Origin of the sequence: Aminobacterium sp. UBA4834, assembly GCF_002400205.1 — a bacterium.
Taxonomy (GTDB): domain Bacteria; phylum Synergistota; class Synergistia; order Synergistales; family Aminobacteriaceae; genus Aminobacterium; species Aminobacterium mobile.
Genome location: NZ_DHFC01000018.1, coordinates 89,401 through 105,387, shown reverse-complemented (window position 1 = coordinate 105,387; position 15,987 = coordinate 89,401). Strand labels below are relative to the sequence as shown.

Here is a 15,987-nt window from a genome sequence, read left to right as displayed (position 1 = left end):
CTGGTCGCTGAGTTCGGGATAGGTGTGTATGTCTTTCCAATATGAGAGGTATGTTGAGCGAAAACGTTCTTCCAGAGACAATACTTGCTCGATCATTTTAATAACCCCCTTATGGAGAGATAAAGAGGAACTTTTTTATTTTATCATACAATTTAACTTTAATTTTTTTATGGGAAAATAAAGCATGTTCGAACAAGTACGGGCTTCTCATTGTTGACACATCTTTTTATAATATAAAATATAGTCAATATAGAGAGTGAGGGGGGAACGTCATGAAGTTGGTGTGTAATAGTTTTGAAAACGGAGCAGCTATTCCCCATCATCATGGGCGTCTCTTTGGGAACATCCCGCCTTCTTTGGTGTGGGAAGATGTGCCTGATAATGCTGTGAGTTTGGTGCTTTTCTGCCTTGATCCTGATGCTCTTGCCGGCATATGGACCCATTGGGTAGTCTATAATATTCCGAAAAACAATAATGGGTTGCCACCAGACATGGGGAGGGCCGACGAAACGTCTGATGGGATACGACAGGGTCTCAACAGTTGGGGAGAGATTGGGTATGATGGACCGCAACCTCCTTTCGGTGTTCATCGCTATATCTTCACCCTTTATGCTTTGGATATAGAACTTGGTGTGAAGGGAGGAGCCTCAATTCACTCGGTGGAAAAGGCAATGAAGGGACACATTGTTGGGACGGCAGAACTCATGGGAAAATTTGGAAAGTGACAATAGATAATCAGAAAAGATCTTGCTTCTAAAAGAAAAGACTGTTAGAATACCCGTCGGCGGTCTTCTCCGGGGGGTTCAGCCCTGTGCGGCAGATCCCCGTGAATTCTGTCAGGCCCGGGAGGGAGCAGCAGTAAGCGGAGTGTTCTGGGTGCCACAGGTAGCTGGATCTCCCGGAGAGGGCCGCTCTTTTTATGCTTTTTTTTCGTTCTTCTCTTCATCTTCGTCGTTCTTGAAAACCATCCCTGCGGGAGCGATGTCAATAAGTGCTTCTATGAGTTTTTCAAGGTTGTCCAAGTCAGGGTCTTGGGCTTCGTGAACACATTTGTTGATGTAGTTTTTCAATATTTCAATACAGGCTTTTTGCATGGCTTTTCTCGCTGCAGAAAGCTGAAGGAGTACGTCGTAGCAGGGTTTGTCTTCAAGAATCATTCTTTGAATGCCGCGAAGTTGCCCTTCAACTCTTCGTAACCGGTTAAACATTGCTTTTGCTGCTGGTGACATATCGTCGAGCTTATTAACGAGGGAATTTTTACCCATTGTTGATCCTCCTTAAGAGCGATGTTTTTCACATCTTTATCTGTCTAACAATACAGGGTATATGTTGTTTCTGCAATAGTTGAAGGGGTATCTTCATTTGTGATATACTGTCCGGTGGCCCATATCACACACATGAACTGATGGGGGTGGGGGTGTCTTTGTTTAGCAAGGATCCTGCTTCCAGGCGATGTTTGTGGAGGGAAAACCAAATATCAGGAGGAATATGCTATGTCTGTAGTAAGTATGAAACAGCTTCTTGAATGTGGCGTCCACTTTGGACACCAGACGAGACGGTGGAATCCTAAGATGAAGCCGTATATTTTTACTGAAAGAAACGGAGTCTATATTATTGACCTTCAGAAGACAGTGAGAGGGTTGGAGAAGGCGTATAGTTTCGTACGTGAAATTTCTGAAAATGGTGGTTCGGTTCTTTTCGTGGGAACCAAACGGCAGGCTCAGGATACAATTCGAGAAGAAGCTATGCGCTGTGGGCAATATTATATAAACCAGCGCTGGCTGGGTGGACTTCTTACTAACTTCTCCACCATTCGGAAACGGGTCAACAGAATGATTGAGCTTCGTCGTTTGACAGAGAACGATACATGGGAGGATCTTCCTAAAAAAGAAGTAGTTCTTCTCAAAAAAGAGTTAGCCAAACTTGAAAAATATTTGAGTGGTATCGCTGGGATGAAGGCTCTTCCAGATGCCCTCTTCCTTATCGATCCGCGAAGAGAAGAAATAGCTGTTCTTGAGGCTAAGAAACTTATGATTCCTGTGATTGCCATCGTCGATACAAATTGTGACCCTGAAATGATCGATTATCCTATCCCGGGCAATGATGATGCTATTCGGGCTATAAAGTTGATTTCTGGCCTCATGGCAGATGCTGTAATTGAAGGGAAACAGGGAGTGGATGCCGCAGTTGAAGGGCATGAGGCAGCTGAGGGACAGGAAGAAGTTGGCGAAAAAGACATTATCGAGGTTCGAGAGCGTCTTCTTGAGACTTATGACGATAGCGAAGAAGAATAATAATTAAGGAGGACGTATTAAGCATGGCGGATATTAGTGCATCTGCAGTAAGAGAACTCAGAGAACGTACCGGGGCAGGCATGATGGATTGTAAACATGCCCTTGTAGAGACAAATGGCGATATGGAAAAGGCTATTGATTTCCTTCGTGAAAAGGGAATTGCGAAGGCCGCAAAGAAAGCGGCTCGTACAGCTGCAGATGGTAGGGTTTTCTGCTATTTGCACACCAACGCCAAAATTGCCTCCATGGTTGAGTTGAATTGTGAGACTGACTTCGTGGCGAAGACCGATGAGTTCCAGGAGCTTGGACATGAATTGGCTATGCAGGTGGCAGCTACTGCACCTTTATATATAGATCCTGAAGAGATTCCTACCGAGGTTCTGGATAGAGAGAAAGATATCTATCGTCAGCAAGCTCTTGACGAGGGGAAACCTGAGAAGATCGTAGATAAGATAGCGGAAGGGAAGGTTCAGAAGTATTACGAAACAGTCTGTCTTCTTGAACAGCCCTACATCCGTGATGGAGATAAGAAAGTTAAAGATTTGGTTATAGCAAACATAGCCAAACTGGGCGAAAATATAAAGGTTGGAAAAATCGCCCGATTTGCTATTGGCGAATAAAAAAACAGGGGCGAGGTCGATATTCAGGACCTCGCCTTTTTTGTGTTTGTTGATTGTTAGGGAATAGATGGAGGATTTAGAGCATGTTCAAACGGGTGTTACTGAAGCTATCAGGAGAGGTTTTAGCTGGAACGAAGGCTTTTGGGCTTGATTTTGAAGCGATACGCTCTATATGTGAAGAAATAGCGGAGGTAGCGAATTCTGGCATAGAGATAGCCATGGTTGTTGGTGGCGGTAATATGCTTCGCGGCAGAGATGTGGAGACAATGGGTATAGAGAGAGCTCAAGCTGATTATATGGGGATGCTAGCTACTGTTATTAATGCTCTTGCCCTTCAGGATACATTAGAAAAACTAGGTGTTCCTACTCGGGTTCAGACTGCTGTAGAAATGCGTCAGATAGCAGAGCCCTATATTCGGAGACGAGCTATCCGCCATCTTGAAAAAGAGAGAATCGTTATTTTCGCTGGTGGAACTGGGTCGCCTTACTTTTCAACCGATACTGCGGCGGCTCTTCGCGCTGCTGAGGTAGGGGCCGATTGTTTGTTGAAAGCTACAAAGGTAAATGGTATATATAATGAAGATCCGGAGAAAAACCCAAACGCAATTCTTTTACATAGAATAACCTACATGGATGCATTGCAGAAGCAATTAGAAATAATGGACGCGGCGGCTTTTTCTTTATGTATGGAAAATAAGATTCCAATAGTGGTTTTAAATGTTTTGAAAAAAGGTAATTTGAGCGACTTCTTGCTTCATGGGAAAAAAGTTGGCACCATAGTCTCGACGGGGAAGGAGGAGTTTTATAGTGCCTAAACAAGAAATTTCAACAATGAAAGAAAAGATGGAGAAAGCTGTTGAACACCTAAAGGAAGAATATATCGGTATTCGAACAGGTCGTGCCCACCCAGGGCTTGTGAACGATATTAAGGTCGATTATTACGGGACCCAGACCCCTATTAAGCAACTTGCCACAGTTTCTGTGCCCGAAGCCAGGCAGATTGTAATAGCTCCCTTCGATAAGTCGATATTGAAAGGGATAGAGAAGGCCATTCAGGCCTCTTCTCTTGGCATTAATCCTCAAAATGATGGAGAGATCATTCGGTTAACCCTTCCTGAACTCACGAAGGAGCGGCGTATGGAGCTTTCGAAAGTAGTGGCTAAATATGCTGAGGAAGCTAAAATAGCGATTCGTAATCTTCGTCGTGATACGAACGATACTCTGAAAAAGATGGAAAAAGATTCACTGATTAGTGAGGATGATCAGCGGAAATATACTAAAGACGTACAAGATGTTACAGACGAGTATATTCGTAAAATTGATGAGATTTTGAAAAACAAAGATAAGGAAATTTTAGAAGGAGATTAATGTATTTGGGTTTTCTCTTTTAATTTTAAAGGGCCTCGCGTAACGAAGCGAGGCCCTTCTTTTTATTGTACGTGCGGTGTCCTGAGAGTTTAGAAGAATACTTCCTTTAAGATAAAAACAAGGAAGAGGAGGAACATCATGGGGCTAATCTCTTTTTTCCGTCCTGTACAGATTTTTATAATTACAAAACTAATGACACCAAACTCAATTCCAGCAGCGATGCTATAGCTGAAAGGCATCGTGAAAATAGCGATGCATGCAGGAACGATATCTGTCCATTCGCCGAAATCGAAGCCCTTGAGACTCATCATCATAAAGATACCCACCATTATCAAGGCTGGGGCTGTAGCACATGGTGGCACAACAGCTACGATGGGGCTGAAGAAAAGAGCGAGCAAAAAGAGAATAGCCGTAACGAGAGATGTGAGTCCAGTTCGCCCTCCCTGTTCTACACCGCTAGCGCTCTCAACAAAAGAAGTGACAGTAGAGGTTCCAAGAATGGCTCCGGCCACAGTCCCTACCGCGTCTGCGAGCAGAGCTTCTTTTGCTCGTGGTAAATTCCCCTCTTTGTCAAGCATGCCTGCTCTGTTTGTAACTCCTACCAGAGTTCCCACAGTGTCAAAGAAATCTACGAAGAAAAAGGTAAAGACAATAATCCAGAAATCAGCATTCCAGAAAGCAGAAAAATCGAGCTTGCCTACTATAGGAGCAATGGAAGGAGGCATAGAAATAATCCCTGAAGGCATGGATGTTACGCCGAAGGGAATGCTTAGAGCGGTGATAATCAAAATCCCCCAAAGAATAGACCCACGAACTTTACGAGCTTCCAAGATTACCATGAGAAAAAATCCGGCAATAGCGAGGAGAGCGGAAGGGCTTTTTAAATTCCCTATCCCTACAAGTACTGCATCATTTTTCACTATAATGCCGGCACTTTGGAGGCCTATGAAAGTTATGAAAAAGCCGATGCCTGTGGATATACCGATCTTAAGAGAGGTGGGGATAGCATTTACTACTTCTTCGCGGATGCGGGTGAGAGTTAATGCTACAAAAATAACTCCTTCAGTAAAGATAGCAGCTAAGGCTGTTTGCCAGCTTATGCCCATGTTGAGGACTACGCCAAAAGCAAAAAAAGCATTGAGCCCCATACCCACAGAGAGGGCGATAGGGTAATTAGCCAGAAAAGCCATAAGTAATGTGGCAAAAGCACTGGCCAGACACGTAGCCGACATAACAGGGCCAAAAGGCATTCCCGCTTTTGACATAATGTCAGGATTGACGAAAATAATGTACGCCATCGTCATAAAGGTGGTTACTCCAGCTAATATTTCTGTACGAGCATCACTACCAGCTTCTCGTACCTTAAAAAAACTTTCGAGCCATGAAGCCATATCAAAGGAACCTCCCATTTAAATAAGGTTGTAAAGGTTAAAATAGAGACAGTGGGAAGTATAATCCAAACTTTTATAAAATACAACAATCTAAAGTAAAGAGTTCCAGAGAATATGTGAGTTTTATCTACTGTCCCAGTATGAAAATTAAAGTAGAAAACTATTTATATACCTTTTGTTGTATCTGTTAGTTGTAAAATCCTGTTACAATAAAAGTCGAATGAAGTATCAATGGAGGTGACCCTTTTGGCTTTACCGAAAGTGTATGTAAGTCAGCGTATATTGAAAGAGGGCAGAGATATTTTAGAGGGGCAGGTCTCTTATCGTATGTGGGAAGGAGAAGGTGCCCCAGACAGAGGCGTTTTATTACGAGAGGTTCAATTTATAGATGGGCTTCTTTCCATGCCGGCTGACAAAATTGACGAAGAGTTTTTTCAACAAGCTCCTCATCTTAAGGTGGTAAGTCAGCATGCTGTTGGATTCGACAATATAGATGTTGAAGCGGCAACTCGTCATGGAGTTCTTATTTGCAATACTCCAGATGTCTTAACTGATGCCACCGCGGATTTGGCTTTTACGCTTCTCCTAGCTGTAGCTCGACGTCTTGTAGAGTGTGGTGGATATTTGAGGAGAGGGGAATGGAGAACGTGGTATCCTGATATGTGGCTTGGTATGGATACTGCTCAAAAAACCCTTGGTATTATTGGGTTTGGAAAGATTGGACAAGCTATGGCACGGCGAGGCCGAGGTTTTGGCATGTCTATTGTATATTTTAACCCGTCTCCTAAACCAGAGGCAGAGAAAGAGGTAGGGGCGAGACGTGCCTCTTTAGATGAATTATTACGCATATCAGATTATGTTTCTATCCATTGTCCTTTAACGTCAGAGACGCGAGGACTTATAGGAGAAACAGAGCTTAAAAAGATGAAATCAACGGCTATTCTTATTAATACAGCGAGGGGATTGGTTGTGGATCAACGAGCCCTGTATAAAGCTTTATCAGAGAAGTGGTTATGGGGTGCGGGGCTTGATGTTTTTGAAGTCGAGCCCGTTCCCGTAGATGAACCATTGCTTTCCTTGCCTAACGTTACGGTTATGCCTCACATGGGAAGTGCCACTTTAGATTCTCGTGGAGGTATGAGTCGGCTGGCAGCTCAAAATCTTATTGACGCATTGCAAGGGCGACGTCCAGCTTATGTAGTTAATCCTGAAGTTTTGGATAGGTAAAAAATAAAAGAGAGAGGCAGCACAAAACCGCCTCTCTCTTTCTCAAAAACTGCAAGGTTCTATTTGAGTTCTTCTAGGAACTCTTTTAATCGCTTCATTCCATCCCGAATCTCTTCGCTAGAGTTGGAATAGGAAACCCTCATATTTCCAGGTACCATGAAAGCTGCTCCAGGCACTCCAGCCACATATTTACTTTCCAAAAGCGCCGTGCAAAATGAACCATCATCTGTAATAGTACGGTTGTCATGTTTTTTCCCCAAGGTGTTTTTCACGTCGATCCAAACATAGAAAGCACCGCGGGGTTCCTGGAAGGAGATGAGGGGCATATCGTTCAAAAGACTGATAATAAGATCCCGCCGTTTGCTAAACTCTCCATGCATGGCTTGTACGTCCTTTTCTGCCCCTCTAAGAGCGCCGAGGGCGGCCCACTGGGCTATAGAGCATGCATTGGAAGTAAGATGCCCCTGGAAAGACCCCATCTTGGCAATAATCTCTGCAGGGCCGAGAGCGTAACCAATACGCCACCCTGTCATGGCAAAAGCTTTGCTTACTCCATTTATGATGATCGTCAAATCTTTAGCTTCTGGGCAGAGATTCAAAATTTGGTGATGCTTCGCCTCTCCATAGACCAGTCGTTCATAGATTTCATCATAAATAATAACAATATTATGTTTTATAGCTAAATCAGCAAGTCCCTTAAGAGTTTTTTCGTCGTAAACGGCTCCGGTGGGATTGTTGGGAGAATTAATCATCATGCAGCGTGTTTTTGAGGTTATAGCCTTTCGTACCCTTTCCAAATCCGGAACGAATCCTGTATCAGATGTGTCGATCAGCACAGCCTTGCCTTCAAAAAGGCGAATTTGCTCCACGTAACTGACCCATGCAGGTGTAAATACCAGTACCTCATCACCAGGGTCCACTGTACAGCCCAAAGCTTCGTAAAGAAGGGGCTTTGCTCCTGCTCCGATGAGAACCTGATTGCTTTCGTAGCTAAGATTAAAGTGGCTCTTATAATAGTTGCAGACTTCTTCTTTCAGTTCAGGGATCCCAGAGGCCGGAGTGTAGTGTGTCTGCCCTTTTTCCATAGCGGTATGGGCGTATTCCAGTGCTGAAGCAGGGGATTGAAAATCAGGCTCTCCTGCACCAAAAGAAATAACAGGTTTCCCCTCTCTTTTGAGGGCTTTGGCTTTGGCTACTACTGCGAGAGTGGCCGATGGTTCCATTCTGCGTGCCCGCTCTGAAATGTGCATTATCTATCAACTCCTGATTATGATGGTGATGATATAGCTACAATAGATATTATACCGATGAGAGGGAGGGGATACCAGCCCTCTTTATTGCCCATATGTTGTGACAATGTTAGAATATTTGTGATCAGAGCTAGTAGATTGGAGGGATGTTTATGGACGTACGCTTTGTAGCGCGAAATGCTGTTATTGACGACGAGCTCCGAGATTATATGAGGGGAAAGATGTCAAAGCTGGATAAGTTTTTTAGCCGCATCCTTGATAATCAGGTTTTGGTGAGCTTCGGTCGGGGGATGTACAATGTGGAAGTTACCTCCAACGCCAACGGAGTCATTATGAGGAGCGAGGAGAATTCTCCTGATATGAGGAAAGCTTTCGATAAGGCCATGAAAAATATCGAACGTCAAATTAAGCGCCATAACGACTACCTCAAAGACAGAGCACAGCTCAAGACACACGATGTTTCTTTTAATCTAGAGGGATTCCCAGAAGTTGAAACTGTTCCCCTCGTAGAAGAAGAAATAGTCAAAGTAAAAAGATTCCCTCTACGGCCTATGACAGCTAAAGAGGCTACGATGCAAATGGATCTTCTCGGACATGAGTTTTTCCTCTTTAAGAATGTGGAAACAGGTACGGTAAATGTGGTGTATAGAAGGAAAAACGGGGGGTTTGGTCTTCTCGAGCCTATCGATTGATCGGGCGACTTTTAGAAAGGTATGAAAGGCCCCTGCGGGGGCCTTTTTTTCTGATACATCCCGACTGGGGGCGATTCTATGCACGAGATGTCTCTGGTTGAATCCATTATAGAGACTCTTTTAGAGTTACAAAAATCTCATAAATGGAATCATATTAATAAGGTTACTCTTCACGTTGGAGCTATGAGGCAAGTGATCCCTGATGTCATGTCTTTTGTGTTTCTTATCGCCACAAAAGATACACCTCTTGCAGGGGCTAAAATGGAGATCATAGAGATTCCCATGAGTTTTAAGTGTAAAAAATGTGACAAAAAATGGGGAGAAGATCAAATGGATTTTGTCTGTCCTCATTGTGGCTCTTTGGATGTTGACGTTTTGTCGGGTATGGAGTTGGATATAGAGTCAGTGGAGGTGGAAGAAGAACATGGCTAAAATCTATAAGATTCAACAGTCCGTTATGGCAGCTGATGAAGAGTATGCCCTGCAGATTCGAAAAGAGATGTCTCGTCGAGGTCTTTTGGTTATTAATATTATAGGGTCCCCAGGGGCCGGGAAAACTACGCTACTTGAAGCGACAAAAGATAAAGCTCCCTTCTCTTTTGCTGTTATTGAAGGTGATATAGCCACTTCTCGAGATGCGGAACGTCTTTCAAAGTTGGGAGTTCCTTCAATTCAGATTAACACTCATGGGGGATGCCATCTTGAGGCGAATTTAGTGAAAAAAGCTCTCGAAGAGTTGCCTCTCGAAGATATTGATGTGATCTTTATAGAAAATGTGGGGAATTTAGTCTGTCCCGCAGAATTTGATATAGGTGAGGACTGGAAAGTAGCAGTGAGCAGTATTCCAGAAGGTGCTGACAAACCTTTGAAGTACCCGCATCTGTTTTCCGAAGCCAAAGCTGTTCTTCTCACAAAGGTAGATCTCGTCCCTTACGTTCCCTTTGATATGGATTTATATAAGAATGATCTTTTTCACTTAAATCCCAATGTAGAATGTATTGAGATAGAAGCGTTGACAGGCAAGGGTATTCAGAAGTGGGTATCCTTGGTGGAGAAATTATTAAAGGAGAAGCGTTCTGAATGTCTGTAAATGACCCTATTCTAGAGAAGTTGAATCCGCGGCAACAGGAGGCTGTTTCTTATTGCGACGGCCCATTACTCGTTCTTGCTGGAGCAGGAAGTGGCAAAACAAGAGTTTTAACTCATAAAGTAGCCTACCTTATTAATAAGGGATATGCCTCCCCGCGGGGGATACTTGCTGTAACGTTCACGAATAAAGCAGCCCGGGAAATGAAAGAGCGTGTAATATCTCTAATCGGAGATTCTGCGGCTATAATGCAAGTAAGTACTTTCCATTCTTATGGCCTTCATTTCCTTTTTCGAAATAGCGACCAGCTAGAATTTCTTGGCCTCAAAAAAGGTTTTGCTATTTTTGATCGTAACGATAGCCGATCTCTCGTGAAGAAAGTAATGGAGGATTTGCGCCTCGATCCGAAACAAATTGATCCATCCCATGTTCTTGACAGAATTTCGAAGGCAAAAACAGAAGGAAATCCTAAAACTTTAGAGCCTTTAGGGTTGGAGGGCATAGAACATCAAGTTTATAGCCTATACAATGAAGAGTTGAGGAAGCAGAATGCTATAGATTTTGATGATCTCCTGGTCCTTCCCCTCCATCTTTTAACCGTTGATAGTGACCTTCGAAAGAGGGAGCAGGAACGGCTTGATTGGATTTTGGTCGATGAATATCAGGACGTAAATAAACCTCAATATCTTCTTTTACGCCGTCTTATAGGTACTTCAGGTCGAATTATGGTTGTAGGAGATCCAGACCAATCTATTTATGGATGGCGAGGGGCTGATATGACCATGATCCTTAACTTCGAGAAAGATTTTCCTGCTGCGAAAGTGGTGGTCTTAGATCAGAATTATCGATCCACCGGGAATATTTTGAAAGCTGCAAACTCAGTGATTATGAGCAACGAGCGGCGCAGGAAGAAGAATCTGTGGACAGCCCGGGATATGGGAGATAAAATACACGTCCTTCTTTCACCTAACGAATATAAAGAAGCTGAATTTATTATGTCGGAAATAAAAAAGCTTCATGATTTTCAAGGATATAAATATGGCGATATGGCAATTCTTTATCGCATTAATGCTATGAGCCGAATTTACGAGCAGAAATGCATAGAACGAGGCGTTCCCTATCGTGTTGTGAGGGGTACGGCGTTTTATGACAGAAAAGAAATAAAAGACATGCTTTCTTATATGCGTCTCGCGGTGAATCCGGCAGACTTGGCTTCTTTGTCAAGGGTAGCCAATGTCCCGGCGCGAGGGCTTGGAAAGAAAAGCCTGGAAAAGCTGGGTGAAACTCTCGGTTCTCTTTCTGCAATGGAAGCCCATCAAATTTGGGCGGTCATAGAGGAGGGGAAAGAGCTTACCCTTTCGGGGAAAGCACGTGCAGGGGCTATGGAACTAGCTCTTCATATGTCGGCTATTTTAAAGAAATCCCAAAACTTCCAGGATGTGTTGCTTTATATCCTGGACAGCATTGGTTATCAGGAGCAACTGAAAAAAGATGATCCTGAAGGATGGGAAGAGCGAGTGGAAAACATCCGCGAGCTGGGGTCTCTCATTTCATCAGGGGGGGATCTTGCCGAAGTGCTGGCGGAGGTGGCTCTCTTTACAGATCTGGAAACTACGGATTTGGGAGATTTAGGTGCAGTAAACTTTTTGACACTTCATGCGGCTAAAGGATTGGAATTTCCAGTAGTGTTCCTTGTGGGGCTGGAAGAAGCTATCTTCCCTCATTTTAAGTGTATGGAAGACCAAGAAAGCCTTGAAGAAGAGCGTCGGCTCTGCTATGTGGGTATGACACGTGCGGAAGAAAAACTTTACATGACAGGAGCACGGAGTCGCCGGCTTTTTGGTTCTGTTTTCAGAAACGGCTTGTCTCGTTTCCTTTGGGAGATTCCCGACGGAAATAAAGAAGTTGAAGACCAAGGCGAGGAGGAGATGTCCTATGCTGGTTTTGGGCGTGACAGGAGACGTAGGGGCTGGTAAATCTACTGTCGCTGGTCTTTGGAAAAATCACGGGGCTTCTATTATTGACGCAGATTGTATAACCCATGAAATATGGAAAGAACCCAGAGTCCTAAAAAGAGTGGAAGAGCGATGGGGAAGTTGCGTTTTTTATCATAATGGCAGCATCAATCCATCAGAGATCGCTTCTCGTATTTTTGCTGACCCCAAAGAATACGAGTGGCTTTGTTCTATTCTCCATCCTATGGTTCGTAAAGAGATGGAACGTCGGATGTTTGCTCTTCGAGGATGGATTGTAGCAGAGATTCCGCTCCTTTTTGAGAATAGTGTGCCGTGGTGGGTAGATTATACAGTGTATGTGACGGCATCTACGTCAACGAGACTTTCTCGGAACGTTTCGCGTGGATGGAATGAGGAAGAGATAGAACGTCGAGAGCGTTTCCTTATGAATACTGAAGAAAAACAGGCTATGGCTGATCTTGTGATACAGAATGAGGGGTCTTTAGAGAGTCTTGAAGAGTCTTTGTTGCGATATGCCGTTGCGTTTAAAAAAATGGCGGCTCTTTGTGTTATTCAGGCGTATAGCTCTGATGAAAAGAGTCTTCGCCGTGCGGCTGTTCGCCTGGGAGCCTCTGGCTGGGCTTCGAGGGTGGAGGTGCAGCCTTTAGTCAATGCTCTTATGCAAAATGGTCGATTATCTATGGGAAAGCGCTATTTGTTGCGAGCTTATTCTTATGAATTTTACTGGAGATTTGTAGAGGAACTACTGAAAAACGAGGGCGTGAATGAAGTGGAGCTCCTTCATGTTCCGCGTCTATCAGCGGCCCTTCGAAATGATTTAGTGGAGGAAATGAACGGTTGAAAGTTATAACGAGCCATATGGGGAACGATTTTGATTCCATAGCAAGTATGGTTGCCGCTTCGAAACTTTATCCCGACGCCATACTCTCTCTTTCTGGCTCTACAAGCCGGACGGTTCGGGATTTTTTGCGAAAATTTCCTCGTCGCTGGCCTATTGTGACTCCCCGAAAAATTAGGAAAGATGAGATTACTCAGCTCATTGTAGTTGATACCCGTTCCCGGTCGCGCATCGGTCCTTTCGCAACTCTTTTGGGGAAAAAAGATGTTATTGTTCATGTTTATGATCATCATCCTCCCTCCGCCGATGATATTGACGGAGAGCTGATAGTTATAGATCCTATAGGTGCCACTACTACCTTGTTGGTTGAAATTCTTTTTGAACGGCAAATCCCCATTACGCCTCAAGAAGCGACGCTTTTCGCTATGGGAATATATGAAGATACAGGCGGACTGACTTTCGGGGGAACGACTGAAAGAGATTTTGCTGCTATATCTCGGCTTAAAGAGATAGGGGCCGATTTGACTATTATTCCTTCCCATATTGAAATGAGCTTTTCTGCTTCGGAGCGGCGAATTCTCGACTTATTAATTGAAAATGCATGGGTTCGCTATATTAACGGGGCCAGGGTTGTACTTTCTTTTACCTCTTCCCCAATATATATAGATGGGTTATCCCTTTTCGTTCATCGGCTTCGAGACTATTTCGATGCGGATGTAGCCTTGGCTGCTGTTAAGATGGAGAAGAGGACATATGTAGTGGCGAGAAGTCACGAGAAGGTGCTTGATGTTTCTCAGTTTTTAGCTCATCTGGGAGGAGGGGGGCATCCTCAGGCCTCGTCTGTAACGCTTCATAATGTTCGTCCGCTCTCTATTCTAGAGAGCCTTGAGAAAAAACTAGAGGAATCCATTCAACCTCGCTTAACCGTTGAAGACATTATGACAAGTCCTGTCATGGCGGTAGAACCTGATTCTTCAGTGAATGATGCATATAGAATCATGATTCGTTATGGACATTCAGCCCTTCCGGTTGTGCGAGGAGACACTCTAATAGGTATTATTACCCGAAAGGACCTTGATAAGGCTCAACTTCACGGTTTTGGCCTGGCTCTTGTAAAAGAATTTATGACAGAGGGTGTTATCTCTATTTCAAAAGAGGCATCTATAGCGGAAGCTCACCGTATCCTGGTTTTTCACAATATAGGAAGATTGCCTGTTTTGGATGGGAAGATTCTTGTTGGTATTGTAACTCGCACTGATCTTGTTCGCGCACTTTATCCAGAATCCCTTCCGCCGGAAGAGCGAAAAATAGCTTCAGAGCTTCCATGGTCGGCCGATCTTTCCGACCTGTTGATGGTTCGACTGGCACCCCCACAACAGGCTATATTGCAGAAACTGGGAGAACGTGCGCAGACCCTTGGTATGAAAGCATATATTGTGGGCGGAATTGTACGGGATCTTATGTTGGGCCGAGAGGGTCTCGATTTAGATGTGGTGGTGGAAGGCAGCGCGGTGGATTTTTTGAAAAGTCTGGATTGGGAGGGATGTCGAGTTTCTGTTCATGAACGTTATAAAACAGGAACGCTTATTTTCCCTGATGGAATGAAGGTTGATGTGGCAACAGCGAGACGGGAGTTTTATGAATATCCCCTCGCCCAACCCAAAGTGGCAAGTGATTCATTGAAACACGACCTGTATCGCCGCGATTTTACTATTAATGCCATGGCTATTTCCATTACCCCTGATACATGGGGAACTCTGATAGATTATTTTGGTGGCCGCCGAGACCTGAAGAAAAAGGTACTGAAGGTTTTGCATAACTTAAGTTTCGTAGAGGATCCAACTCGCGTTATTCGTGGAATTCGCTTAGAACAACGGCTTGGTTTCCGCATGGAGGATAATACGTTGCGCCTTCTGAAAAGTTGCTTGAGGGGGGGGCTCCTTTCGAGGTTGTCCGGGTTTCGTCTGCGAAGCGAGCTGGAACTTTTATTTCAGGAAAAAGCTCCTTATCCTGGAATGAAACGAATGGCCGAGTTAGGAGCTTGGGATATTTTATTTCCAGGAATACGGATTGGAAATGTAGTTATTCGTACATTCCGTCGCCTTTCGGCTTTTCTTATCCGCATTTCCAGAGAATTCCCAGATTTTAAGGGAGCAGAGTGGCTTGCTTTCCTCGCAGCTCTTGTTATGGAGTCGTCTGAGAGTCTTCAATTTTCTGTCTTAGATCGCTTGAACCTGTCTCCTAAAGAGCGGGAAATTATGGAGGAGTCTCTTCAGGGGCTTCGTACAGCTGATCAAGAGCTCGGAGGAAGAGCCGCTAGAAAAAACTCAGAAATTTATCACTATTTAAAGGAAGTTTCTCCAGTAGCAGCCCTTTTCTGGAGTGCAGCGACAGAGAGATGGAGAGTGCGTCGGCGAATACTTTTGTATCTCTCTCGACTGCACAGTACGCATAGCAGCCTCACTGGACAGGATTTGATCCGGATGGGATATAAAGGGGGCCCTAGCCTGGGGCGTATCCTTTCTAAACTGAAGGATAGTTGCCTTGATGAGGAGCTACCATCTCGAGAAGAAGAGCTGATATGGCTTGAAACCCATTTCCCTAAAGGAGAGTGAGAGGGATGTTCCGTTTTCCACCTATTGCTGAATTATTGTTGAGTTTGCCTGCTATATTGTGGGCTATAACCTTTCATGAATTTTGTCATGGTTATGTAGCGTACCTTCTTGGAGATCCTACAGCAGAGAGAGCTGGGAGGTTATCTCTTAATCCCTTAGCGCACTTAGACCCTATTGGAGCTCTTATGCTCCTTTTCTTCAGGTTTGGATGGGCGAAACCTGTTCCTATTGACCCAAGATATTTTAAAAACCCTCGACGGGATATAGTTCTTGTTTCCCTTGCTGGAGCAGCTGGTAACTTGGCAAGCGCCATGTTTTGCGGTCTTTTAGTACGGCTTTTTCCTTATTTCTTTCTTGGGAATCCAGCTTTACGCCTTTTCATGTTCCTCATGGTAGCTATAAATGTGGGACTCGCGGTGTTTAATCTTATCCCTATTCCTCCTCTCGATGGTTCAAAAATACTCTATTACTTCTTACCGCCCCGTTGGATTGAAAAATATTTTTGGCTTGAACGCTATGGTTTTATTATTCTCATGGTCCTTTTGGGGTTAGGTATTATCCCGGCTATTATGAGCCCCATTTCTTATGCCATCATACGATGGATTCTTTAAGTGTATTGATGAGAGGAG

16 protein-coding genes and 1 other RNA gene are annotated in these 15,987 nt (G+C 44.1%); 14 read left to right on the top strand and 3 right to left on the bottom strand.

Translation table 11 applies throughout. From position 1 onward, the window contains the following. Positions 1-272: 272 nt before the first annotated feature. Together B3L97_RS07025 and ffs are read left to right on the top strand one after the other, a co-directional pair. Positions 273-725 carry a YbhB/YbcL family Raf kinase inhibitor-like protein gene (locus B3L97_RS07025; protein ID WP_024822069.1) on the top strand — a complete coding sequence of 151 codons (453 nt, stop codon included), beginning with the start codon at positions 273-275 and terminating at the stop codon, positions 723-725. A 75-nt stretch (positions 726-800) separates the two neighbouring features. Next, positions 801-899: signal recognition particle sRNA small type (gene ffs / locus B3L97_RS07020), an RNA gene on the top strand. Positions 900-917: 18 nt separating this feature from the next. Here the strand turns inward: ffs and B3L97_RS07015 are convergent. Further along, positions 918-1,265 (bottom strand): metal-sensitive transcriptional regulator, encoded by a 348-nt coding sequence (locus B3L97_RS07015; protein WP_024822070.1) that lies wholly within the window; start codon positions 1,263-1,265, stop codon positions 918-920. A gap of 228 nt (positions 1,266-1,493) precedes the next feature. Between B3L97_RS07015 and rpsB the strand changes: the two genes are divergently transcribed. The 4 genes from rpsB to frr all read left to right on the top strand — a co-directional run bounded on the left by rpsB (position 1,494) and on the right by frr (position 4,282). After that, a complete protein-coding gene (rpsB, locus tag B3L97_RS07010) occupies positions 1,494-2,294 on the top strand; it encodes a 30S ribosomal protein S2 (RefSeq protein ID WP_024822071.1) in 801 nt (266 codons plus the stop codon). A 23-nt stretch (positions 2,295-2,317) separates the two neighbouring features. Beyond that, positions 2,318-2,914 carry a translation elongation factor Ts gene (tsf, locus tag B3L97_RS07005; protein ID WP_024822072.1) on the top strand — a complete coding sequence of 199 codons (597 nt, stop codon included), beginning with the start codon at positions 2,318-2,320 and terminating at the stop codon, positions 2,912-2,914. A gap of 83 nt (positions 2,915-2,997) precedes the next feature. Continuing rightward, positions 2,998-3,729, top strand: coding sequence for a UMP kinase (gene pyrH / locus B3L97_RS07000; protein WP_024822073.1), 732 nt, complete (start codon positions 2,998-3,000; stop codon positions 3,727-3,729). After that, positions 3,722-4,282, top strand: a complete 561-nt coding sequence (frr, locus tag B3L97_RS06995) for a ribosome recycling factor (protein ID WP_024822074.1) — start codon at positions 3,722-3,724, stop codon at positions 4,280-4,282. Before pyrH ends, frr begins: the two co-directional genes overlap by 8 nt. 89 nt (positions 4,283-4,371) lie before the next feature. Here frr and B3L97_RS06990 read toward each other — a convergent pair whose 3' ends face one another. Continuing rightward, positions 4,372-5,673, bottom strand: a complete 1,302-nt coding sequence (locus B3L97_RS06990) for an NCS2 family permease (RefSeq protein ID WP_286934660.1) — start codon at positions 5,671-5,673, stop codon at positions 4,372-4,374. Between the two features lie 246 nt (positions 5,674-5,919). Here B3L97_RS06990 and B3L97_RS06985 point away from each other — a divergent pair, with 246 nt between their 5' ends. Then, positions 5,920-6,900 (top strand): 2-hydroxyacid dehydrogenase, encoded by a 981-nt coding sequence (locus B3L97_RS06985; protein WP_414630722.1) that lies wholly within the window; start codon positions 5,920-5,922, stop codon positions 6,898-6,900. A 59-nt stretch (positions 6,901-6,959) separates the two neighbouring features. Here B3L97_RS06985 and B3L97_RS06980 read toward each other — a convergent pair whose 3' ends face one another. After that, positions 6,960-8,150, bottom strand: a complete 1,191-nt coding sequence (locus B3L97_RS06980) for a pyridoxal phosphate-dependent aminotransferase (protein ID WP_286847673.1) — start codon at positions 8,148-8,150, stop codon at positions 6,960-6,962. 152 nt (positions 8,151-8,302) lie between these two features. Between B3L97_RS06980 and hpf the strand changes: the two genes are divergently transcribed. From hpf to B3L97_RS06945, 7 genes are all read left to right on the top strand, one after another. Then, positions 8,303-8,842, top strand: coding sequence for a ribosome hibernation-promoting factor, HPF/YfiA family (gene hpf / locus B3L97_RS06975; RefSeq protein WP_286847672.1), 540 nt, complete (start codon positions 8,303-8,305; stop codon positions 8,840-8,842). 78 nt (positions 8,843-8,920) lie between these two features. Continuing rightward, on the top strand, positions 8,921-9,274 hold the full coding sequence (hypA, locus tag B3L97_RS06970) for a hydrogenase maturation nickel metallochaperone HypA (protein WP_286847671.1): 354 nt from the start codon (positions 8,921-8,923) through the stop codon (positions 9,272-9,274). Beyond that, the gene (hypB, locus tag B3L97_RS06965; RefSeq protein WP_286847670.1) at positions 9,267-9,932 is read left to right on the top strand and encodes a hydrogenase nickel incorporation protein HypB; all 666 of its coding nucleotides are present in this window, start codon (positions 9,267-9,269) and stop codon (positions 9,930-9,932) included. Before hypA ends, hypB begins: the two co-directional genes overlap by 8 nt. Then, the gene (locus B3L97_RS06960; protein WP_286847669.1) at positions 9,923-11,905 is read left to right on the top strand and encodes an ATP-dependent helicase; all 1,983 of its coding nucleotides are present in this window, start codon (positions 9,923-9,925) and stop codon (positions 11,903-11,905) included. The genes hypB and B3L97_RS06960 overlap by 10 nt, the downstream gene beginning before the upstream one ends. Continuing rightward, complete coding sequence (coaE, locus tag B3L97_RS06955) at positions 11,865-12,746, top strand: dephospho-CoA kinase (protein WP_286934659.1); 882 nt, start codon at positions 11,865-11,867, stop codon at positions 12,744-12,746. Before B3L97_RS06960 ends, coaE begins: the two co-directional genes overlap by 41 nt. Next, complete coding sequence (locus tag B3L97_RS06950) at positions 12,743-15,358, top strand: CBS domain-containing protein (RefSeq protein WP_286934658.1); 2,616 nt, start codon at positions 12,743-12,745, stop codon at positions 15,356-15,358. Before coaE ends, B3L97_RS06950 begins: the two co-directional genes overlap by 4 nt. A 5-nt stretch (positions 15,359-15,363) precedes the next feature. After that, positions 15,364-15,969, top strand: a complete 606-nt coding sequence (locus B3L97_RS06945) for a site-2 protease family protein (RefSeq protein ID WP_024822084.1) — start codon at positions 15,364-15,366, stop codon at positions 15,967-15,969. Positions 15,970-15,987: the final 18 nt, after the last annotated feature.